Consider the following 21,184-nt stretch of genomic DNA (forward strand, 5'->3'; position numbering starts at 1 on the left):
AGCAGCCGGTCAACAGGCGGGAATCAGGCGGGAACATCGTGAGGATCTTCGGCAAGGTTCGGCACCGGCCCTCCGCCTCGTGGCGGCAGGCGACGGACCGTGCCTTCGCGCTCATCGGCGACGGGCGTTACGAGGATGCCGACGCCTTGCTCACGCAGGCCGCCGATCTGGAGCCGTGGCTGTCCGAGTCGTGGTTCAACCTCGCACTGCTGCACAAGTTCCGGCACGACTGGGAGCAGGCGCGCACTGCCGGACTGCGTGCCGTCGCACTGCTGGAACGGCAGACCGGAGCCCCCGACTGGTGGAACGTCGGCATCGCAGCCACGGCGCTCCAGGACTGGCCGCTCGCCCGGCGCGCTTGGGAGGCGTACGGCCTCCGCGTACCCGGACAGTCGCAGAGTGCCGCAGTCGCCGAGCCCACCGGCATGCAGCTGGGCAGTGCGGCGGTACGGCTCTCGCCCGAGGGCGAGGCCGAAGTCGTGTGGGGCAGGCGTATCGATCCGGCACGCATGGAGATCCAGAGCATCCCGCTGCCGTCCTCGGGGCGGCGCTGGGGTGAGGTGGTGCTGCACGACGGCGTGCCCCACGGCGAGCGGACCACGAGCAGCGGCCCGACCTTTCCCGTCTTCGACGAGATCGAGCTGTGGGCGCCTTCCCCCGTGCCGACGTGGGTGGTGCTGTTGCAGGCCGCCACGGAGGCCGACCGGGACGCGCTGGAGCGGCTGGCCGCGGATGCCGGTTTCGCGGCGGAGGACTGGTCGAGTTCGGTACGGCTGCTCTGCCGTACCTGCTCCGAGAGCCGTATGCCCGTCGACGACGGTGACGGCCCGGCCCACATGGATCCGCACGATCACAGTTCGCCGGGACATCCCGGCCCCTTGGGGCACATGACACCGGGCGGCCCGGGTGACGTGTGGGTGCCGGAACGGGAGTGCGGGCTCGCGGCACCGGACGGCCTGGTGCGCGGCCTGTTGGACAGCTGGGTCGCGGACAGCCCAGAGAGCCGTGAGTGGCGCGACCTGGAAGAGGTCTGCTGAGCGGCTGTCGGCGCAGTACCGCACCCGGCCGCATGTCCCGAGCGCTCCGTCGCACGTTCGTGGGGGTCCTGCCGCCGGCCTGCGGTGACCGGAAGACGCGGGAGGAGCCGCCGGGCGCCCGGCTAGGCTGTAGGGCGACGATCCGTGTGGCGAGCAGGTGGCAAGGAAGGCAATCGGCGGAATGGCGCAACAGCAGCAGGAGATCAGCGAGGAGCGCACCCCTGTGGAGTTCGTGGACGACACCAGGGACTGCGAGGCGCGCGAGAACGCTCACCGCGAGCGCGGCACCGCCCGTCCGATCACCGTCGTCGGCAATCCGGTGCTGCACAAGGAGTGCAAGGACGTCACGTCCTTCGACGACGAGCTGGCCTCACTCATCGACGACATGTTCGCGAGCCAGCGGGCCGCAGAGGGTGTCGGCCTCGCCGCGAACCAGATCGGCGTCGACCTGAAGGTCTTCGTCTACGACTGCGTCGACGACGGAGGCGTGCGGCACGTGGGCGCGGTGTGCAATCCGGTGCTCGACGAACTTCCGGCGGAGCGCCGCAGTCTGGACGACTCGAACGAGGGCTGTCTCTCCGTGCCCGGGGCGTACGAGTCTCTCGCGCGCCCCGACTACGCAGTCGTGCGCGGCAAGGACGCCGAGGGCAAGCCGATCGCCGTCGAGGGCACCGGTTACTTCGCCCGCTGCCTCCAGCACGAGACGGACCACCTCTACGGCTACCTCTACATCGACCGGCTCTCGAAGCGTGAACGCAAGGACGCCCTGCGGCAGATGGCGGAGGGCACGCCGCGGTACGAGACTGTGCCCAACAAGTAGGCGCGGGAGGGGAGTCGGTCCTTCCCGACCGGGCACTTCCGGACCGGGCCGCGGAACGTTCCCGTCCGTGCCGGGCCGCCTGCCGACGAGCTCTCGAACGTCCCCGACAGACGGCAACCGCCGCCCTGCGTACCGCGTCGGGCGGCGGTTGCCTGTCGTGGAGCTTCGGATTCAGTGGCCTCGTCCATTGGCATTTCCTGTCGCTTGTTGACGCCTTCACCATGTCACGACAAGCTCTGGTGTTGCTCCCCACACTTATGGAGGCATACGTATGCCCAGACGTACGGTCAGAACCGTGCTCGCACTTGTCATGGTCGCGGCAGCCGTCCTCGTGGGCTCCGCTGCCAGTGCGAGCACCGACCCACAGATCAAGGCGGCTGACGGGTGCTTCAGCTGGGACCGCACCCTCTCGGAGGGTGCTTCCGGCGACGACGTCACCCAGCTCCAGATCAGGGTCTCCGGATATGCGGACAGCGGTGCCGTACTCGGCATCGACGGGCAGTTCGGTCCTGCCACCAAGGCCGCCGTCACACGCTTCCAGGAGGCCTACGGGCTCGGGGCGAACGGCGTCGCCGACGCCGCCACGCTGCAGAAGATCGTCGACCTCCAGGACGACGACTGCACGCCGGTGCACTTCTCGTACGACGAGTTGAACAACTGCAACTCGGACTGGAGCGGTGGCGCTGTCAGCGCCGCCGAGGCCAAGGCCAACGCCCTGCGCACCATGTGGAAGCTCGAGGCCCTGCGCCACGCGCTCGGCGATCAGCCGATCAGGGTCACCAGCGGTTTCCGCTCCAAGGCGTGCAACGACCAGGCCGGCGGCTCCGCCACGAGCCGTCACCTCTTCGGCGACGCGGCCGACCTCGGGGTCTCGCCCCACTCCTTGTGCACGCTGGCCAAGGAATCGACCAACCGCGGCTTCTTCGAGATCCTCGGCCCGGGCTACCCGAACCACGACGACCACACGCATGTGGCTCATCGCTCGACCAAGTTCTGGAGCGCGCCCAACTGCGGCGTTCAGTAAGTCAGACGCTCCCTCTTCATCGCAGGAAGGAACCAACCCCCCATGAACAGAAAGATCGCGCTGCGCGCAGCCGTCGGCAGTTCGGCGGTTGCCCTCGCACTCTTCTCCACGATGTACGTCGCCGAAGCCACCACCGCGGAGCCCAAGGACACCGGTGCGCTCGCCAAGATGAGCCACTCCGCGGCCAAGGCCAAGCTGGACAGCGCCGGAATCGGAATCCGCTCCAGCGGCGGCTGCTCGGACCGGAACAACCCGTCGTGCACCTCGCTTGAGCAGGTCAACTCGGCGTCGATCGACGGTGCCATCACGCTGAAGGGCGCCAGCGGCTGCGCCCTGACCGTCACGGGCGGAACCGAGACGGGTCACGCGGACGGCCAGTACAGCCACTGGAACGGCTACAAGCTGGACTTCGCCATGTCGAGCTGCCTGACCAGCTACATCAAGAACACGTTCACCTCCATCGGTGGCAGCAAGTGGGAGTCCGGCTCGGGGAACATCTACTTCGACGAGAGCAACCACTGGGACGTGACGTTCCACAACTGCGGTGGCTGCTTCAAGGGCGGCAAGGGCTGACCGAAGGCATCACGCAACACCACGCACAGCGAGGGGGCCGCGCCGGCAGCGCGGCCCCCTCCGCGTTCCACCCGGGTTCAGAACTCGTCGTCGAAGGAGACCGATCCCTCGACGGCGACCTGATAGGCCGAGGCACGGCGTTCGAAGAAGTTGGTCAGTTCCTGCACGTTCTGGAGCTCCATGAACGAGAAGGGGTTGCTCGCCCCGTAGCGGGCAGGGAAGCCCAGCCGCAACAGCCGCTGGTCGGCGACCGCCCGCAGATACTCCTTCATCGACGCGGTGTTCATCCCAGGCAGTCCCTCACCGCACAGGTCGCGGGCGAACTGCAGTTCCGCCTCGACGGCTTCCTCCAGCATCGCCGTGACTTCCTTCTCCAGTTCCGCGTCGAAGAGTTCGGGCTCCTCCTGCCGCACGGTGTCGACCACGTCGAAGGCGAAGGACATGTGCATCGACTCGTCGCGGAACACCCAGTTGGTGCCCGTGGCGAGGCCGTGCAGCAGCCCGCGGGAGCGGAACCAGTAGACGTAGGCGAAGGCGCCGTAGAAGAACAGCCCTTCGATGCACGCGGCGAAGCAGATCAGGTTGAGCAGGAACTTCCTGCGGTCCGCCCTGCTCCGGAGCCGGTCGATGCGCTCCGCCCCCTCGCCGCCCTCCATCGCCGCCATCCACCGGAAGCAGAACTGCGCCTTCTCCCGGATCGACGGGATGTTCTCCACCGCCGCGAAGGCTTCGGCCCGCTCGTCCACATCGGGCAGGTACGTGTCCAGCAGCGTCAGATAGAACTGGACGTGCACCGCCTCCTCGAACAGCTGCCGCGAGAGATACAGCCGCGCCTCGGGGGAGTTGATGTGCTTGTACAGGGACAGCACGAGGTTGTTGGCCACGATCGAGTCGCCCGTCGCGAAGAAGGCGACAAGCCGGCTGATCATGTGCTGTTCGCCGGGCGTCAGCTTGGCGAGATCGGCGACGTCGGAGTGGAGGTCGACCTCTTCCACGGTCCAGGTGTTCTTGATGGCGTCGCGGTAGCGGTCGTAGAAGAGCGGATAGCGCATGGGGCGCAGCGTCAGTTCGAACCCGGGGTCGAGCAGGTTCGCGCGCTTCCTTGCGGACGTGTCCGCCGCAGCGGCCGCCTCCGCGGCACCGGCCGGGTTCGTGGAACTGGTCGTCACTGGCACGCCTCACAGGTCTCGGGGTTCTCAAGGGAGCAGGCGGTGGCTTCGTCCACCGCCGGGACGGGGCCGTCGGCGGTCTGCGCCGTCTCCGCCGTGGCCTGTACGGGCCCGGGGGAGGGGAGCCGGGCACCGGCGGCGGAGCCGGCAGCACGGGCGATGCGCGTCGCAGGGCGCGACCGCAGGTAGTACGTGGTCTTGATGCCGCGCCTCCAGGCATAGGCGTACATCGAGCTGAGCTTGCCGATGGTGGGGGCGGCCATGAAGAGGTTCAGCGACTGGCCCTGGTCGATGTACGGGGTACGGGCGGCGGCCATGTCGATGAGGGAACGCTGGGGCAGTTCCCAGGCCGTGCGGTAGAGCCTGCGGACCTCGTCGGGCAGTTGTTCCAGGTCCTGCACGGAGCCGTCGGACTCCCGCAGCGCCTCGCGGACATGCTCGTCCCACAGGCCGAGACGCTTCAACTCCTCCACCAAGTAGGCGTTCACCTGGAGGAATTCACCGCTGAGCGTCTCCCGCTTGAAGAGGTTGGAGACCTGCGGCTCGATGCACTCGTACACTCCTGCGATCGCCGCGATGGTGGCGGTGGGTGCGACGGCCAGCAGCAGCGAGTTGCGCATTCCCGTCCGCGCGATACGGGCGCGCAGCTCCGCCCAGAGCTCCGGCCAGGCCGACTCCTTCCCCGCCTGCGGGTAGTGGTCCGGATGCAGCACGCCGCGTGCGGTGCGGGTCTCCGTCCAGGACGGATGCGGGCCGTGACGCTCGGCCAGCTCCGCGCTGGTCCCGTACGCCGCGAGCATGATGCGTTCGGAGATGCGTGCCGAGAGCTCGCGTGCCTCGTCGGAGTCGAAGGGCAGCCGCATGCGGAAGAAGACGTCCTGGAGCCCCATCAGGCCCAGTCCGACCGGGCGCCAGCGGGCGTTGGAACGGCCGGCCTGCTCGGTCGGATAGAAGTTGATGTCGACGACGCGGTCGAGGAAGGTCACCGCTGTGCGGACCGTGGCGTCCAGGCGCTCCCAGTCCATCGTCCAGGTCGTCTCGCCGTCCGTGCCCCGGGCCGTCAGATGCGCGGCGAGGTTGACCGAGCCGAGGTTGCACACGGCCGTCTCGGAGTCGTCGGTGACCTCCAGGATCTCCGTGCACAGGTTCGAGGAGTGCACGATGCTGCCCTGCTCCGCGGTCTGGTTGGCGGTCCGGTTGGCGGTGTCCTTGAACGTCATCCAGCCGTTGCCGGTCTGGGCCAGGGTGCGCATCATGCGTGCGTACAGCTGACGGGCCGGGACCTGCCGTACGAAGCGCTCCTCTGCCTCGGCCTTCCGGTACGCGGCGTCGAACTCCTCGCCCCACAGGTCGACGAGTTCGGGTGTCTCGGACGGGGAGAAGAGCGACCATTGCGCGTCCGCCTCGACCCGCCGCATGAACTCGTCGGGAATCCAGTGGGCGAGGTTGAGGTTGTGGGTGCGGCGCGCCTCCTCGCCGGTGTTGTCCCGCAGTTCGAGGAACTCCTCGATGTCGGCGTGCCAGGTCTCGAGGTAGACGCAGGCGGCACCCTTGCGCCGGCCTCCCTGGTTCACGGCGGCGACGGACGAGTCCAGGGTCCGCAGGAACGGGACGATGCCGCCGGAGTGTCCGTTCGTCCCACGGATGAGTGAACCGCGTGCGCGGATACGCGAGTAGGAGAGGCCGATGCCCCCGGCGTGCTTGGAGAGGCGGGCCACCTCCTGGTAGCGCCGGTAGATCGAGTCCAGCTCGTCCAGCGGCGAGTCCAGCAGGTAGCAGGACGACATCTGGGCGTGCCTGGTGCCGGAGTTGAACAGCGTGGGGGACGAGGGGAGATAGGCCAGCGAACTGGTCAGCCGGTACAGCTCGGCGACCTCGTCGACCGCCTCCGCCGAACCGTCCGCAGCGAGTCCGCAGGCCACCCGCAGAAGGAAGTGCTGGGCTGTCTCGATCACTTGACGGTTCGTGGGGTGGCGCAGCAGATAGCGCGAGTGGACCGTCCGCAGGCCGAAGTACCCGAAACGGTCGTCCGCGCCGTCCGCTGTGGCCTCGTCCACCAGCTTGTCCAGGCGGTCCGCGTGGGCCCGTACGAACGCGGCCGTCCGGTCGGAGATCAGACCTTCCCGGTGGCCGGTACTGACGGACGAGGAGAACGAGACGCAGCCCTGTGCCTCGGCCTCCTCGCGGACGGCGAGGGTCAGCAACCGGGAGGCGAGCCGGGAGTAGGCGGGTTCCTCGCCGATGAGGCCGGCGGCCTCATCCGTCGCCAGTCCGCGCAACTCCGCTGCGCTGCCGCCGTTCCGGTGCCCGCGGAGAGCGGCGGCGGCGATCCGGGCCGGGTCGGTGGCGGGCAGGTCGGCGGCGAGCTCGGTGAGGGTGCGCAACAGCGCGGATTCCGGTGTGTGCGAATGTGCGGGTCCGGCGCTGCCGGCTGGTGCAGCCGGGTCGGCGGGTGCGATGGTCACGGGACGGGCTCTCCCTCGCTCGGTGGAACTACGAGGATCACGAGGGAGGTACGCGGCAGGCGCGTGCGGGCATGGCGCATCGACAGCAGGCACACCGCGCAAGCGTCCACCGGCCCATCCCTCGGGACCCGGACGTCTTCGAAGCAGCCGGGCAGGCATTCGGACTCGCGAGGGCTCCCCGGTGGCCCGAGGGCAGCACATCGCACACCGTTGCGGGACAGTTCCGGACTTGCACCGGATTCCCCTGCGCGGCAGCGGGGACGAGCATACATGTTGTGGCGCTTGTCGCGAGCAGGCCCCACATCTTGTGCCGACGGGGCAACCGCTCAGCAGCGGCTCACAATTCCAGGGCGAACGTGATCAGGGAGAGCCCCGGAATCGGCCCCCAGTCCCTCTCGGGGGTACGGACGAACCCCAGCCGCCCGTACAGACGGTGGGCGGGGAGCATCGCCGGGTGGCTGGAGAGCACGAGCCGTTCCAGGCGGCCCTCGCGCGCCTTGTCCATGCAGGCCCGGACCATGGCCTCGCCGATGCCACGGTTGCGGCCCTCGGAGCGCACGGCCAGCATGCGGAACTCGCCCTCCCGGGGGCCCGCGATCTCCGCGTACTCCCCGCCGTCGCCCGCGTAGGTCACCGTGCCCAGCAGCGCTCCCGAGCCGCCGTCGACGGCGACCAGGACCTCCGCGTGCCCGGCACGGTGCCGCGCGGCGCGCAGCACGGAGAGGTAGGGGTCCGCCTCGCCGAAATCGAGCAGGCCGTCGTCGAGATACGCCCGTGCCGTGAGCTCACCGACCTCCTCCAACTCGTGGTCGAGTGCGGCTCTGATCGTGATGTCCATGGAGTGAGCATGCCGCAGCCCACTGACATCGGACGTCAGCGGGCTGCGGACTACGGCCTGCTCAGCTGTGCGGGGAGACTCAAGGCGCCGCAGTGGGGGCGGGCAGCTCCTCCTTCACGCCCGGATCTCCGGCGTCCGCCGTGTAGTCGGAGGGGTGTGTCTCATCGGCGCCGTCCGGGGCCTTCACGGCTCGCAGCACGAAGGTCAGGGCGACAGCGACCACCGCGTTGAGCACGAAGGCGGTGAGGCCGATGTATCCCATCTGCCCGATCCCGGGGATGATCTCGTTGGAGCCGCCGAAGTGCTTCTGGACGGGAGAGGAGACGTTGTACGCCGTCACCGTGCCGTAGATCATGCCCACCGCCCAGCCGGCGAGCAGCGCCCAGCGGTGGAACCAGCGCGTGAAGAGACCGCCCACCAGAGCGGGGAACGTCTGGAGGATCCAGATGCCGCCCAGGAGCTGGAAGTTGATCGCCACCGTCTTGTCCATGCCCAGTACGAAGACGAGCGCACCGACCTTCACCAGGAGCGAGACCACCTTGGAGACGGAGGTCTCCTGCGCCGGTGTCGCGTCGGGCCGGATGAAGTCCTTGTAGATGTTCCGGGTGAAGAGATTCGCCGCCGCGATGGACATGATCGCGGCGGGTACCAGCGCGCCGATGCCGATGGCTGCGAAGGCGACACCGGCGAACCAGTCCGGGAACATGTTCTCGAAGAGCTGGGGGATCGCCAGTTGCCCGTTCTTCAGCTTGATCCCGGCCGCGATCGCCATGAACCCGAGCAGCGCCAGCAGGCCGAGCATCAGCGAGTACAGCGGCAGGATCGTGGTGTTCCGGCGGATCACGTTGCGGCTGCCGCTGGAGAGCGTGGCCGTGATCGAGTGCGGATACATGAACAGAGCCAGCGCGGAGCCGAACGCCAGGGTGGCGTACGCCCACTGGTTGTTCGGGCCGCTGACCAGTTCGCCCTTCGGCTTTCCGGTGGCCGGGTTGGTCTGCGAGAGCGCGTCGCCGGCCTTGGCGAAGATGTCGTCGAAACCCCCGAGCTTGATGGGGATGTAGATGATCGCCACCACGATGACGATGTAGATGAGCGTGTCCTTGACGAACGCGATCAGTGCGGGCGCGCGCAGCCCCGACGAGTAGGTGTACGCCGCCAGCACCCCGAAGGCGATCAGCAGCGGCAGGTCCTTGAGGAACCAGTGCGTCGACTCGCTGCCGCCGACGCCCATCACGTCCAGGACCGCCTGGATGCCCACCAGTTGCAGCGCGATGTAGGGCATCGTGGCCAGGATGCCGGTCACCGCGACCGCGAGCGAGAGCCCCTTGGAGCCGAACCGGCCGCGTACGAAGTCGGAGGTCGTCACGTAGCCGTGGCGGTGCGAGACCGACCAGAGCCGCGGCAGGAACGTGAAGATGAGCGGGTAGACGAGGATCGTGTACGGGACGGCGAAGAAGCCTGCGGCTCCCGCCGCGTAGATCGCCGCCGGGACCGCCACGAACGTGTACGCCGTGTACAGATCGCCGCCGAGCAGGAACCACGTGACCCAGGTGCCGAAGCTCCGTCCGCCCAGACCCCATTCGTCGAGGCTGTTGCTGTTCTCCGCCCTGCGCCAGCGGGCCGCGAGGAAGCCCATGGCCGTGACGAGCAGGAAGAAGAAGACGAAGACCGCCAGTGCGGTGACGTTCACTCCGCTCATCGCGCATCGCCCCCTCGCGCTGCGCGCCGCTTGGCGTCCTCACGCTTGACGAGCCGGTACGCGACCATGGTCATCACGGCGGACACGGGGACCCAGAGCATCTGGTACCAGTAGAAGAAGGGCAGCCCGATGAAGGTGGGTTCGAGGCGGGCGTAGGAGCCGACCCAGAGCATGGCGACGAACGGTAGGAGCAGGCACAGCCCGATCACGACTCGCGTCGGCGTGATGACGGGCGACTCGGTCTCTTCTGGTTCGGGTGGCGCTGGCATGCCGGGGCTCCGTCCGTCGGTTATCTCCTGTCGAGACGCGCAGGAAATCTAAACGAACGGTTCGGTTCCCGTCACTACCTGCACGGATAACGGAACAGCACCTTTTGCTTCACTGGAGGCGGGTCGCCCCTTCGTGGGGCGCGCGGTATGTCCGTGGCACCGCGCCCGCTCCGGCACGCGTCCGGCGTCAGTCGTTTCGCCCGTGCTGCGGCCGCTGGAGATTGGCGACGAACTTGTAGCGGTCGCCGCGGTAGACGGAGCGGACCCACTCCACAGGCTCGCCCTCGGTGTCGAGGGAGTGCCGGGAGAGCATCAGCATCGGCAGTCCCACATCCGTACCGAGCAGTCCCGCCTCCCGCGGGGTGGCGAGCGAGGTCTCGATGGTCTCCTCCGCTTCCGCGAGATGGATGCCGTACACCTCGGCGAGGGCCGTGTAGAGCGAGGTGTACTTCACGAGGCTGCGGCGCAGCGCCGGGAAGCGCCGCTGCGAGAGGTGCGTGGTCTCGATCGCCATGGGTTCGCCGCTGGCCAGCCGCAGCCGTTCGATGCGCAGTACGCGCCCGCCGGTCGGTATGTCGAGTGCGGCGGCGAGGCGGTCGTCGGCGGTGACGTAGCCGATGTCCAGCAGCTGGGACGTCGGTTCCAGGCCCTGGGCGCGCATGTCCTCGGTGTAGGAGGTGAGTTGCAGCGCCTGGGAGACCTTGGGCTTCGCGACGAAGGTGCCCTTGCCCTGGATGCGCTCCAGCCGTCCCTCGACGACGAGTTCCTGCAGGGCCTGCCGGACGGTCGTACGCGAGGTGTCGAACTCGCTGGCCAGCGTGCGCTCGGGAGGGACGGGCGTACCGGGCGGCATCGTCTCGGTCATCTCGAGCAAGTGCCGCTTGAGCCGGTAGTACTTGGGCACGCGTGCGGTCCGCGCGCCGCCGTTGCCGCTTCCCGACTCCGGCTCTGCCGCGGCTGTGACCGCGCCCCCGTCCGTGCTCATGGCTCGACTCCCCGCCTTTCCTCGTGCTGCCGTCTCCGGCTTCCTCCGGGTCGTGGACCGGCTGAGTGCCCTTGCCCGGCTCCCGTTGGGCTTCGGCTGCGAGGACGGCTCCGGGGGAGGTCCCGGCCCTGGTCCTCGGCTCTGCTTCCGCTTCGGGGCTCTCATCGTGGCACGTGCGCGGGTGAACGGGGCCGCCCCGCTCAGATGTCGTTCCGATAACGGAACCGGCTGCGGGCATTCTCCGCCGTTGACACCCTTATAGGTCTAGGCCAAGCTGCGGACTGGTCTAAACCATTACGGTCATCACGTCACGTCAAGGCCGTTCCAGGAGGATGCTGTGAAGCGACGACTCATGGCCGCGACCGCAACCGCGGCTCTGCTTGCGGCTGTTACGGCCTGCGGATCCGGTGGGCAGACGGAGTCCGGGGCGGACGGCTTCGAGGGCCAGACCCTCACCCTGTGGGCGATGGACGGTTCCACCCCCGAGCAGTGGGAGAAGGACGTCAGGGCGGCCTTCGAGAAGAAGACGGGCGCCAAGCTGAAGCTCGAGGTCCAGCAGTGGAACGGCATCCAGCAGAAGATCACCACTGCGCTCTCCGAGTCCGATCCGCCCGACGTCATCGAGGTGGGCAACACCCAGACACCCGCCTACGCGAAGACGGGCGGTCTCGCCGATCTCGGCGACCTGAGAAAGAGCATCGGCGCGGACTGGACCGAGTCCGTCAACAAGTCGGCCGTCTACGGCGGCAAGCAGTACGCGGCCCCCTGGTACACGGTCAACCGCACCGTCATCTACAACAAGAGGATCTGGGCCGAGGCCGGACTGAAGGAAACCCCCGAGACGCGCGCGGAGTTCTTCGACGCCCTGGAGGCGATAGAGAAGAAGACGGACGCCGAACCGCTCTATCTGCCCGGCCAGAACTGGTACTTCTTCGACGGCCTCCTCATCGGCAAGGACGCCGGACTGGTCAAGAAGCAGGGCGGCAAGTGGGTCTCCAACCTGTCGGCCCCCGAGGTCGGCGAGGCCATGAAGCTCTACGCGAAGTACGCCTCCTTCTCCGACGCCCCCAAGGACAAGGACGAGGCGACTCCGCAGCAGGCCGAGGTCTTCGCCAAGGGGAAGACCGGTGCCTTCATCGGACTGGGCTGGGAGGCGGGAACGGCCGTCGAGGCCAATCCCGGGATCGAGAAGGACATCGGCTACTTCACCATCCCCGGCGAGAGCGCCGGAAAGCCGGAAGGCGTCTTCCTCGGCGGCTCGAACCTCGCCGTCGCCGCGGGAAGCGAGAAGCAGGAACTCGCCCGCGAATTCCTCAAGATCGCGCTCTCCGACAAGTTCGAGGGTGCGCTCGCCGAGGAGGGTGGCGTGATCCCGAACAAGGCGTCCCTCCAGAAGAAGGTCGAGGGCAATCCGGCGGCCGAGGCGGCAGCGCCCGCAGTGGCAGGCGGCGGTCTCACCCCGCTGATCCCGCAGTGGGCCGCTGTGGAGAATCCGCCGAACCCGGTGAAGCGCTACATGACGGCCGTGCTCAAGGGCACGCCGCACGCCGAGGCGGCCGAGTCGGTCGAGGAAGAGATCGACAAGCGGCTCTCCCAGGAGCAGTGACCGCCGGCCGGGGCACGGAAGTCCGGCCGGACCCGTCTGCCGGACCGTGGTGGTCGCGCCGCCGGAGGGGCGGCGCGACCACCGGCAGTACGCATGAACAGCCCGACAGGCAGGCGACCGGACGCCCTTCGACCACGCGAGCTGGAGCCCAGATGTCAGTGCAGATACACGAGGCGCCGACTTCCGCGCGGAGCACGCCCCCCGGCGCGGGGCGGGACGGTACGCCCCCTGCGGAGACGGAGGGAGCGCGCAGGCGCGGCGCGCTCCCGTACCTGCTCCTGCTGCCCGCGTTCGCGGTGACCGCCGTCCTCCTCGGCTGGCCGCTCGTGATGAACGGGATGCTCTCGTTCCAGAACCTCAACATGACGCAGCTGATCCAGCACGTCACCGAGTGGACGGGAACGGACAACTACCGCAGCACACTCGGCAGTGAGGACTTCTGGAGAGTCACACTCCGCTCCGTCCTCTTCACCGTCGTCAACGTGGTCGTGATCATGGTCGGCGGCACGCTGACCGGACTGCTGCTGGCGCGTCTCGGCCCCCGCATGCGGCTGTTGCTGTCGGCCGGTCTCGTACTCGCCTGGGCGATGCCCGTCATCGCGGCGACGACCGTCTACCAGTGGCTCTTCGCGCAGCGCTTCGGCGTGGTGAACTGGCTGCTGGACGCCGCCGGTCTGCACTCCATGGCCGGCTACAACTGGACGGGCGGGCAGCTGTCGACCTTCTTCGTCATCTCGCTGCTCATCGTCTGGACGTCCGTGCCGTTCGTCGCCGTCAACCTCTACGCCGCGACCACGACTATCCCCAGGGAACTGTACGAGGCGGCGGCACTGGACGGAGCCGGCGCCGTGCAGAGCTTCCGCACGGTCACGCTGCCGTTCCTGCGGCCCTTCCTGCTGGTGACGACGTTCCTCGAAGTCATCTGGATCTTCAAGGCGTTCCCGCACATCTTCGCTGTCAACGAGGGCGGGCCGGACCGTCTCACCGAGACGCTGCCCGTGTACGCCTTCGTCGAGGGCGTCGGCAACCAGCACTACGGGACGGGCGCGGCCATCTCCGTGCTGACGATCCTGATCCTGCTGGCCCTGATGTCGTACTACCTGCGCATCGCACTGAAGCAAGAGGAGGACGAACAGTGAAAGGGTCACAGTCCGGCCGTCTTCGGGGACGCGTCTGGCCGAACGTGACGGCGCTCGTGCTGTTCGCGGGCTTCGTCTTCCCCGTCTACTGGATGTTCAGCACAGCCCTGAAGCCCGACGCACAGATCATCAGCGAGGAGCCGGTCTGGTTCCCGTCCAGCCCCACACTCGAGCACTTCGCCACCGCGGTGCAGGCGGAGCACTTCTGGACGCTGGTGCGCAACTCGGTCACCGTCACGCTCCTCGCGGTGGGCCTCGCCCTCCTCATCGCGCTCTTCTCGGCGTTCGCGCTCGCGCGGATGCGGTTCAGAGGACGGAAGGGCGTCATCCTCACGTTCATGATCGCGCAGATGGCCCCCTGGGAAGTCATGGTCATCGCGATCTACATGACGGTGCGTGACGCCGACATGCTCAACAGTCTCGTGCCGCTCACGCTCTTCTACACGGTGATGGTCCTTCCGCTGACGATCCTCACGCTGCGCGGCTATGTCGCCGCGGTGCCCAAGGAGTTGGAGGAGTCGGCCATGGTGGACGGCTGCGGCCGGACTCAGGCGTTCCGCAAGGTCATCTTCCCGCTGCTCGCCCCCGGGCTGATGGCGACGTCGCTGTTCGGATTCATCACGGCGTGGAACGAGTTCCCGATGGTGCTCATCCTCAACAAGGACGCCGAGGCGCAGACCCTGCCCCTGTGGCTCTCCCGGTTCCAGACCGCGTTCGGCGACGACTGGGGAGCGACCATGGCCGCCGCGTCGCTCTTCGCCCTGCCCATCCTGCTGCTCTTCCTCTATCTGCAGCGCAAGGCGGTCGGCGGGCTCACCGCCGGCGCCGTGAAGGGCTGAGGCCCGATTCTCCGCTCATCCCGCCCGTCTCCCGCCCGCACCCGCACGTCCGCCGTCCGGCGGCGAAGGGCCGACAGTGAAGGGACAATGCGCCACATGACCACGCTCGCAACCGGCACCGAGAGCCTCACCCGGGACGCGCTCACCGTGCTGCAACCCGGCTTCACCGGCACCAGCGCGCCCGAATGGCTGCTGCGGCAGCTCGGCGAAGGTCTCACTTCCGTCGGCCTGTTCGGCCGCAACATCGAATCACCGGAGCAGCTCGCCGCGCTCACCGCCGAGCTGCGGCGCGTACGTCCCGACGTACTGGTCGCGATCGACGAGGAGGGCGGGGACGTGACCCGCCTGGAGGCGCGTTCCGGCTCCTCCTTCCCCGGCAACCTCGCCCTCGGCCACGTCGACGACCCCGAGCTCACGCGGGCGGTCGCACACGAACTCGGCCGCCGTCTCGCCGCCTGCGGGGTCAACCTCAACTGGGCGCCCTCCGCCGACGTCAACTCCAACCCGGACAACCCCGTCATCGGCGTCCGCTCCTTCGGCGACGACCCGGCGCTGGTCGCCAGGCACACCGTCGCCTGGATCGAGGGCCTTCAGGCGGCGGGGGTCGCCGCATGCGTGAAGCACTTCCCCGGTCACGGCGACACCGCAGTCGACTCCCATCACGCGCTGCCCCGCATCGACGCGGATCTGCGCACCCTGTACGAACGTGAACTCGTCCCCTTCCAGGCGGCGATCGCCGCCGGCAGCAAGGGCGTCATGAGCGCCCACATCCTGCTGCCCGCCCTCGACCCCTCACTGCCCGGCACGCTCAGTCCCGCGGCGCTCACCGGTCTGCTGCGCGCACCGCGGGAGAAGGGCGGTCTCGGCCACACGGGGCTGATCGTCACGGACGGCATGGAGATGCAGGCCATCTCCGCCACCTACGGACTGGAGCGGGGCAGCGTCCTCGCCGTCGCCGCGGGCGCCGACGCCCTGTGCGTCGGCGGGGGACTGGCCGACGAGGAGACGGTGCTGCGCCTGCGCGACGCCCTGGTACGGGCCGTGCTGGAGGGCGAACTGACCGAGGCCCGGCTCGCGGACGCCGCCGCACGCGTACGGTCACTCGCCGGCTGGGCCGGCAGCCCCGCGGGCAGAGCACCCCTTCCCGAGGGGGAGAGCGGCGGACGCGACGTCGGGCTGGAAGCGGCCCGCCGGGCCTTGCGCGTCACCGGGCCGGAGCCCCACCGGCCCCTGACCGGGGCGCCGTTCGTCGCGGTCTTCTCCCCGACGGCGAACATCGCGGTGGGAGGCGAGACCCCGTGGGGCGTGGCCGCCGAACTCTCGCTGCTGCTGCCCGGCACGGAGGCGGCGACGTACGGGGCGGGACGGGCGGGCGAGGCGGGCGGAGCGGCCGGTTCGGGTCAGGGCCCGGGCGCGGGAGGCCCGTCCGGGCTGGTGGAGGAAGTGCTGCGGGCTGCGGGCGGCCGTAGGATCGTCGCCGTGGTACGCGACGTCCACCGTCACCGCTGGATGGCCGGCGCCCTGGACGCCCTGCTCGCCGCCCGTCCGGAGACGGTCGTGGTCGAGATGGGAGTGCCCCAGGCTCCGCCCGCGGGAGCGCTGCACATCGCCACCCACGGAGCCGCCCGCGTATGCGGACGGGCAGCCGCGGAGGTCATCGCCGGCAAGGGGGCCGGCGTCTGAAGCCGCGGTACGTCCGTCACGCACCACCGAACAGCCCCCTGGAGGCAGCCAGCATGTCCGCCCCGTCGGCTTCGACACCCGCCTCGTCGCCCCTTCCGGACCGCGGCGGGGAGCAGCGCACGGCCCCGCCCGCCGCTCCGCCACCGGAGAGCCGCAAGCCGGGCCGCATCATGGCCGGAGAGATGGCCGAACAGCCCGCCGTGCTGCGCCGCATCCTGGACGAGGGCGCGCCCCGGATCCGCGAGGTCGCCGAGCAGGTGGCCGCCCGCAGCCCCCGCTTCGTGCTTCTCACGGCGCGCGGTACGTCGGACAACGCGGCGCTCTACGCGAAGTATCTGGTGGAGATCCTGCTGGGCAAGCCGTGCGGGCTCACGTCGATGTCCACCACCACCGCCTACGAGGCGAAGCCCGACCTGACCGACTGCCTCGTCATCACCGTGAGCCAGTCGGGCGGCTCCCCGGACCTGGTGGCCTCCACGAAGGCGGCACGCGAGGCGGGGGCGCTGACCCTCGCCGTGACCAACAACTCGGGCTCTCCGCTCGCGGAGGTCAGCGAGTTCCACATCGACGTACTGGCCGGTCCGGAAGAGGCCCTTCCGGCCACGAAGACCTACACGGCCGAACTCCTCTCCCTGTACCTGTTCGTCGAGGGCATGCGTGGCGGCAGCGGTGTGGAGAAGGCCAAGGCGCTGCCGGACCTGGCCCGCTCCGTCCTCGACCGCCAGTCCGAGGTGAAGGCCCTGGCGGGGCGCTACCGCTTCGCGGAACGGATGGTCCTCACCTCCCGCGGCTACGGCTATCCGACGGCCAAGGAGGCGGCGCTGAAGCTGATGGAGACCAGCTACATCCCCGCCCTGTCCTACTCGGGCGCCGACCTGCTGCACGGCCCGCTCGCCATGGTCGACAACGTCTCCCCCGTCATCGCGGTCGTCACCGAGGGCAAGGGCGGCGAGGCGCTCCAGCCTGTGCTCGACAGGCTCCGCGACCGCGGTGCCGACCTCGTCGTCATCGGCAGCGAGGACGCGGTCGCCCGTGCCTCCGCCGGCTTCGCCCTGCCCACCGGGCTTCCGGAGGAGCTTCAGCCGGTCCTGGAGATCATCCCGCTGCAGATGCTCGCCTACGAGGTCACCATCGCCCGCGGCCAGGACCCCGACGCGCCCAGGGCGCTGGCGAAGGTGACGGAGACCCGCTGAACGTCCGCCCGGGGCCGCCCGGAGGACCTACGCGAGGGCGCCCGGCCAGTACGGACGGGCGCCCGGCGTGTACGGACGGGCCTGATCCGCGGGCCCCCCGGGCGCGGTACCGCTCCGGTACCGCGCCCGGGAAGCACTTCGGGCCGCGGTACCAGGGCGGGACCCTCAACCCGCCCGGCACCGCAGCCCGGAGCCCGGAGACCGGGGCGCAGTCAGGGCAGAGAGCGCCGCGATCTCGCTCCGCCCTCCTGTGCGGGGAGGGCAGAAGCCTGTGTTACTTCGGGTTCATTGTGGACTAGACCACTCTTGTCTGTCCATGCCATCGCGGATTTTCATCACCAGATGACGAAGTCCGGGTGCGATACGCAACGGATTCCGTCGTGCCGGTCACCGGTTGTGGACGCAGCGTGGAGGACCCGTCCCCGCCACCGTCCCCGCCACCGGGCACGGACCGCCGGTAGGCTCGCCGCTGTGCCCTCGATGAACGACCTCGTGCGCCAGCACACGGACCTCTCCGACACCGACCTGGAGTGGCTGCACCTGCTCATCTCCGAGTGGCAGCTGCTCTCGGACCTCTCCTTCGCCGACCTCGTGCTGTGGGTCCCCACGCGCGACGGCACCCGTTACGTCTCGGTGGCGCAGATGCGTCCGAACACCGGCCCCACGTCGCATCAGGACGACATGGTGGGCCACCTCGTGCCCCGCGGCCGGCGCCCCCTCCTCGACGCGGCGCACGACGAGGGAAGGATCGTGCGGGAGGGAGACCCGGAGTGGCGCGAGGAGGTCCCCGTACGCGTCGAGTCCATCCCGGTGCGCAGGGAGGGCCGTGTCCTCGGGGTCATTGCGCGCAACACCAATCTGCTCACGGTCCGCACGCCGAGCCGGCTCGAACTCACGTATCTGCAGAGCGCGTCGGACCTCGCGCAGATGATCGCGGCGGGTTCCTTCCCCTTCTACGGGCAGCAGCTCGACATCGACCACATCCCCCGCGTCGGTGACGGCCTCATCCGGCTCGACGCCGACGGTGTCGTCCAGTACGCGAGCCCCAACGCCCTCTCCGCCTACCACCGGCTGGGCCTGGCGACCGAGATCGTCGGACTCCACCTCGGCCAGGTCACGGCGGAACTCGCGCCTTCCCGTGCCCCGGTCGACGAGGCCCTGGTCAAACTCGCCAGCGGCTGGGCGCCGCGCGGTGCCGAGGTCGAAGCCAACGACTGCGTCGTGCAGTTGCGCGCGATCCCCCTCAAACCCAAGGGCACCCGCATCGGTTCACTGATCCTGCTGCGCGACATCACGGAGCTGCGCCGCCGCGAACGTGAGCTGATGACGAAGGACGCCACGATCCGCGAAATCCACCACCGGGTGAAGAACAACCTTCAGACGGTGGCCGCGCTGCTGCGACTGCAGGCCCGCAGGATGGACTCCGACCGTGGGAGGGAGGCGCTCAACGAGGCCGTGCGACGCGTCGGTTCCATCGCCATCGTGCACGAGACGCTCTCCCAGACACTGGACGAGAGCGTCGAGTTCGACGAGATCGCGGACCGCGTCCTGGCGATGGTGGCGGAGATCTCACCCGGTCGTGTCAACGGGCACCGCACCGGCCATTTCGGCGTGCTGGAGGCGGAAGTCGCCACGCCCCTCTCCATGGTGCTCACCGAGGTCCTGCAGAACGCGCTGGAGCACGGCTTCGGTCCGGGCGAACAGGGCACGATCGAGGTCGGTGCGGTCCGGAGCGGAGGCACAGGCAAGGAGCCGGGGCGGCTGCTGGTCACCGTGCAGGACGACGGCTGCGGACTTCCGGAGGGATTCGAGGCCAAACAGGCGGGCAACCTCGGTCTGCAGATCGTACGGACGCTGGTGGAGGGGGAGTTGGGCGGCGAGTTCGACATGGTCCCAGCGCCGGGCGGCCGTGGCACGCGTGTCGTCTTCGACCTCCCGGTCGCGGCGGAGAAGCGCGACAAGCGCTGAGACGGCGACGGCTCACGCAGGCAGATGCCGGGACGGCAGGCGCGAAGCGTCATGTGCCGCAGGGCTGTTGAGCGGCGCCCGGCATCGGACACGCGATCGCCTCGGCTGAAGACGGCCGGGAGACCGGGCCCGGACAGACGATGAGCCCCTGTCCGGTCGGACAAGGGGCTCAAGGTCTTTTACGCGGTGCGCGTCTCGGCACTGCGTGCTGCGGCTCGGGATGCAGCGATTGGCAGGGTGTGAGCGTCAGGCTCAAGCGGTCGCGGCGTTGTTCCGCGCCCGGTTGCGAGCGGCACGGCGCTTCATCGCGCGGCGCTCGTCCTCGCTGAGGCCACCCCAGACACCGGAGTCCTGACCGGACTCCAGGGCCCACTGCAGGCACTGCTCCATAACGGGGCAGCGGCGGCAGACGGCCTTCGCTTCCTCGATCTGCAGCAGCGCAGGACCGGTGTTGCCGATGGGGAAGAACAGCTCGGGGTCTTCCTCGCGGCAAACGGCGTTGTGACGCCAGTCCATGGCTGCTACCTCTCCTCGTGGGTTGGTGCTGATGCTTGTGAATGTGAACGCTTTCACGAATCCTCCCGCAAGGGAAGGGGCGCCGTTCGACTGTGATACGGGTCCCAGTGGAATGAGAGGGAGGATTCGGACGCTTGGGGGCCGCCGTGAGGGGCCGTCCCGATCGCCATGAAGAGACTCGCAAACCTCGGCGGCGGATACAACCCCCTCCGGAAAGTTTTTTTTGATTCCTTGGTGTCGACTCACTCACAGTCGTACTTCCAGGGGGTGCACCCTGGTTTAAACGTTCGAGTGAAAGGACTTTCGTGGCTTCCGCTTAAGCAATCACACGCAGTGCACGGCGTACGCCTGTGAAGTTCACGCTCGTACGCACTCCTAGGTGGTCTCCGTCCATCTGAAACGGCAGTGGTGCCTGGGAATGCAAGGTGAAGTCCTTCAGGTCGTGCAGGGTTACCGCATGTCTACCGCGAGGCCCGCGCCGGGGGCTCGAGGTCAGCAGCTGGGTGCCGTAACGGCCCACCGCGAGGGATGTCAGCCGGGAGAGTCCGAGCACGTCGAGGGCGGTGTCGAAGGACGCCCGGGGGGCGGCGTAGACGGGCTTGTTGCCCAGGTAGGTCCAGGGAGCGGTGTTGCAGACTATGGAAAGCACCAGATCCTCGACGGGCTGCTCGCCCTCCCGCTCCAGCGTGATGGTGCCCTGGCTGCGGTGCTGCTCCTTCAGGAACTGCCGCAGCACTTGCCGGACATAAAGAGCATGGGTGGAACGCTTTCCCCGCTCACGCTGCTGTTCGACCCGCCCGACCACGCCGGCGTCGAACCCGAAGCCCGCGCAGAAGGTGAACCAGCGCGGCTGCACTCCCGCGTCGTCCGTACCGGGGACGCCGGAGGCCAGCCCGAGGCCGATCGTGCGTTCGCGGCGGGTCTCGATCGCGTTCAGCAGTGCGCCCGTCGCCTCGACTGCGTCGTTGGGCAGACCGAGGGCGCGGGCGAAGACGTTGGTGGAACCGCCGGGGACGACAGCGAGACGGGGGAGGCGTTCGGGGTCCGGACCTTCGTGCAACAGGCCGTTGACGATCTCGTTGACGGTGCCGTCCCCGCCGAGCCCGATGACGAGTTCCGTCTCTCCGTTCTGTGCTGCGAGGCGGGCGAGTTCACGCGCGTGGCCGCGTGACTCCGTGGTCGCCACGTCCAGTTTGAGATCACTGGCCAGCGCGTGCGTGATCACGTCACGCGTACGCAGGCTGGTGGTGGTGGCGACCGGATTGACGACGAGGAGAGCGCGCATGGGGTGCAGCGTACTCATCGGCCGTGCCGGGCACAGGGGAGTGGGCACCGGCCTTTCGAACCGGCGTGCGCGGAGG

18 protein-coding genes and 1 riboswitch are annotated in these 21,184 nt (G+C 68.9%); of the genes, 10 read left to right on the top strand and 8 right to left on the bottom strand.

Annotation, left to right across the window (positions count from 1 at the left end; translation table 11 throughout):
- Positions 1 to 38: 38 nt before the first annotated feature.
- The 4 genes from ACFPA8_RS05710 to ACFPA8_RS05725 all read left to right on the top strand — a co-directional run bounded on the left by ACFPA8_RS05710 (position 39) and on the right by ACFPA8_RS05725 (position 3,454).
- Positions 39 to 1,037: a tetratricopeptide repeat protein gene (locus tag ACFPA8_RS05710; protein ID WP_386443247.1), complete on the top strand. Its 999-nt coding sequence runs from the start codon at positions 39 to 41 to the stop codon at positions 1,035 to 1,037.
- A 181-nt stretch (positions 1,038 to 1,218) separates the two neighbouring features.
- Positions 1,219 to 1,857, top strand: a complete 639-nt coding sequence (gene def, locus ACFPA8_RS05715) for a peptide deformylase (RefSeq protein ID WP_386443250.1) — start codon at positions 1,219 to 1,221, stop codon at positions 1,855 to 1,857.
- A gap of 271 nt (positions 1,858 to 2,128) precedes the next feature.
- Positions 2,129 to 2,881, top strand: coding sequence for a D-Ala-D-Ala carboxypeptidase family metallohydrolase (locus ACFPA8_RS05720; RefSeq protein ID WP_386443253.1), 753 nt, complete (start codon positions 2,129 to 2,131; stop codon positions 2,879 to 2,881).
- Positions 2,882 to 2,923: 42 nt separating this feature from the next.
- Entirely contained in the window at positions 2,924 to 3,454 is a 531-nt protein-coding gene (locus tag ACFPA8_RS05725; protein WP_386443256.1) for a hypothetical protein, read from the top strand.
- Between the two features lie 77 nt (positions 3,455 to 3,531).
- On the opposite strand, the gene ACFPA8_RS05730 is transcribed toward ACFPA8_RS05725, so the two are convergent.
- The 6 genes from ACFPA8_RS05730 to ACFPA8_RS05755 all read right to left on the bottom strand — a co-directional run bounded on the left by ACFPA8_RS05730 (position 3,532) and on the right by ACFPA8_RS05755 (position 10,879).
- Positions 3,532 to 4,623: a ribonucleotide-diphosphate reductase subunit beta gene (locus tag ACFPA8_RS05730; protein WP_386443259.1), complete on the bottom strand. Its 1,092-nt coding sequence runs from the start codon at positions 4,621 to 4,623 to the stop codon at positions 3,532 to 3,534.
- Positions 4,620 to 7,088, bottom strand: a complete 2,469-nt coding sequence (locus ACFPA8_RS05735; protein WP_386443262.1) for a ribonucleoside-diphosphate reductase subunit alpha — start codon at positions 7,086 to 7,088, stop codon at positions 4,620 to 4,622. The genes ACFPA8_RS05730 and ACFPA8_RS05735 overlap by 4 nt, the downstream gene beginning before the upstream one ends.
- A gap of 154 nt (positions 7,089 to 7,242) precedes the next feature.
- Positions 7,243 to 7,332: riboswitch (cobalamin riboswitch) on the bottom strand.
- Between the two features lie 93 nt (positions 7,333 to 7,425).
- Positions 7,426 to 7,926, bottom strand: coding sequence for a GNAT family N-acetyltransferase (locus ACFPA8_RS05740; protein WP_386443265.1), 501 nt, complete (start codon positions 7,924 to 7,926; stop codon positions 7,426 to 7,428).
- Positions 7,927 to 8,005: 79 nt separating this feature from the next.
- Positions 8,006 to 9,625: a monocarboxylate uptake permease MctP gene (gene mctP, locus ACFPA8_RS05745; protein WP_386443267.1), complete on the bottom strand. Its 1,620-nt coding sequence runs from the start codon at positions 9,623 to 9,625 to the stop codon at positions 8,006 to 8,008.
- Entirely contained in the window at positions 9,622 to 9,894 is a 273-nt protein-coding gene (locus ACFPA8_RS05750) for a DUF3311 domain-containing protein (RefSeq protein ID WP_386443270.1), read from the bottom strand. The genes mctP and ACFPA8_RS05750 overlap by 4 nt, the downstream gene beginning before the upstream one ends.
- A 187-nt stretch (positions 9,895 to 10,081) precedes the next feature.
- Positions 10,082 to 10,879: a GntR family transcriptional regulator gene (locus ACFPA8_RS05755; protein ID WP_386443273.1), complete on the bottom strand. Its 798-nt coding sequence runs from the start codon at positions 10,877 to 10,879 to the stop codon at positions 10,082 to 10,084.
- A 337-nt stretch (positions 10,880 to 11,216) separates the two neighbouring features.
- Here ACFPA8_RS05755 and ACFPA8_RS05760 point away from each other — a divergent pair, with 337 nt between their 5' ends.
- The 6 genes from ACFPA8_RS05760 (at position 11,217) to ACFPA8_RS05785 (ending at position 19,307) form a co-directional block, all read left to right on the top strand.
- The gene (locus ACFPA8_RS05760; RefSeq protein ID WP_386443275.1) at positions 11,217 to 12,485 is read left to right on the top strand and encodes an extracellular solute-binding protein; all 1,269 of its coding nucleotides are present in this window, start codon (positions 11,217 to 11,219) and stop codon (positions 12,483 to 12,485) included.
- A 152-nt stretch (positions 12,486 to 12,637) separates the two neighbouring features.
- A complete protein-coding gene (locus ACFPA8_RS05765; RefSeq protein ID WP_386443278.1) occupies positions 12,638 to 13,624 on the top strand; it encodes a carbohydrate ABC transporter permease in 987 nt (328 codons plus the stop codon).
- The gene (locus ACFPA8_RS05770; RefSeq protein WP_386443280.1) at positions 13,621 to 14,463 is read left to right on the top strand and encodes a carbohydrate ABC transporter permease; all 843 of its coding nucleotides are present in this window, start codon (positions 13,621 to 13,623) and stop codon (positions 14,461 to 14,463) included. The genes ACFPA8_RS05765 and ACFPA8_RS05770 overlap by 4 nt, the downstream gene beginning before the upstream one ends.
- Before the next feature lie 96 nt (positions 14,464 to 14,559).
- Entirely contained in the window at positions 14,560 to 16,146 is a 1,587-nt protein-coding gene (locus ACFPA8_RS05775; protein WP_386443282.1) for a glycoside hydrolase family 3 protein, read from the top strand.
- Between the two features lie 170 nt (positions 16,147 to 16,316).
- On the top strand, positions 16,317 to 17,339 hold the full coding sequence (locus tag ACFPA8_RS05780; RefSeq protein WP_386444628.1) for an SIS domain-containing protein: 1,023 nt from the start codon (positions 16,317 to 16,319) through the stop codon (positions 17,337 to 17,339).
- A 471-nt stretch (positions 17,340 to 17,810) separates the two neighbouring features.
- Positions 17,811 to 19,307 (top strand): sensor histidine kinase, encoded by a 1,497-nt coding sequence (locus tag ACFPA8_RS05785; protein ID WP_386443284.1) that lies wholly within the window; start codon positions 17,811 to 17,813, stop codon positions 19,305 to 19,307.
- Positions 19,308 to 19,559: 252 nt separating this feature from the next.
- Here the strand turns inward: ACFPA8_RS05785 and ACFPA8_RS05790 are convergent, their stop codons facing one another.
- Both ACFPA8_RS05790 and ACFPA8_RS05795 read right to left on the bottom strand, forming a co-directional pair.
- The gene (locus ACFPA8_RS05790; RefSeq protein WP_027747983.1) at positions 19,560 to 19,823 is read right to left on the bottom strand and encodes a WhiB family transcriptional regulator; all 264 of its coding nucleotides are present in this window, start codon (positions 19,821 to 19,823) and stop codon (positions 19,560 to 19,562) included.
- Positions 19,824 to 20,139: 316 nt separating this feature from the next.
- On the bottom strand, positions 20,140 to 21,108 hold the full coding sequence (locus ACFPA8_RS05795) for a diacylglycerol/lipid kinase family protein (protein ID WP_386443288.1): 969 nt from the start codon (positions 21,106 to 21,108) through the stop codon (positions 20,140 to 20,142).
- Positions 21,109 to 21,184: the final 76 nt, after the last annotated feature.

The organism is Streptomyces ovatisporus, from assembly GCF_042653885.1.
Taxonomy (GTDB): Bacteria; Actinomycetota; Actinomycetes; order Streptomycetales; family Streptomycetaceae; genus Streptomyces; species Streptomyces ovatisporus.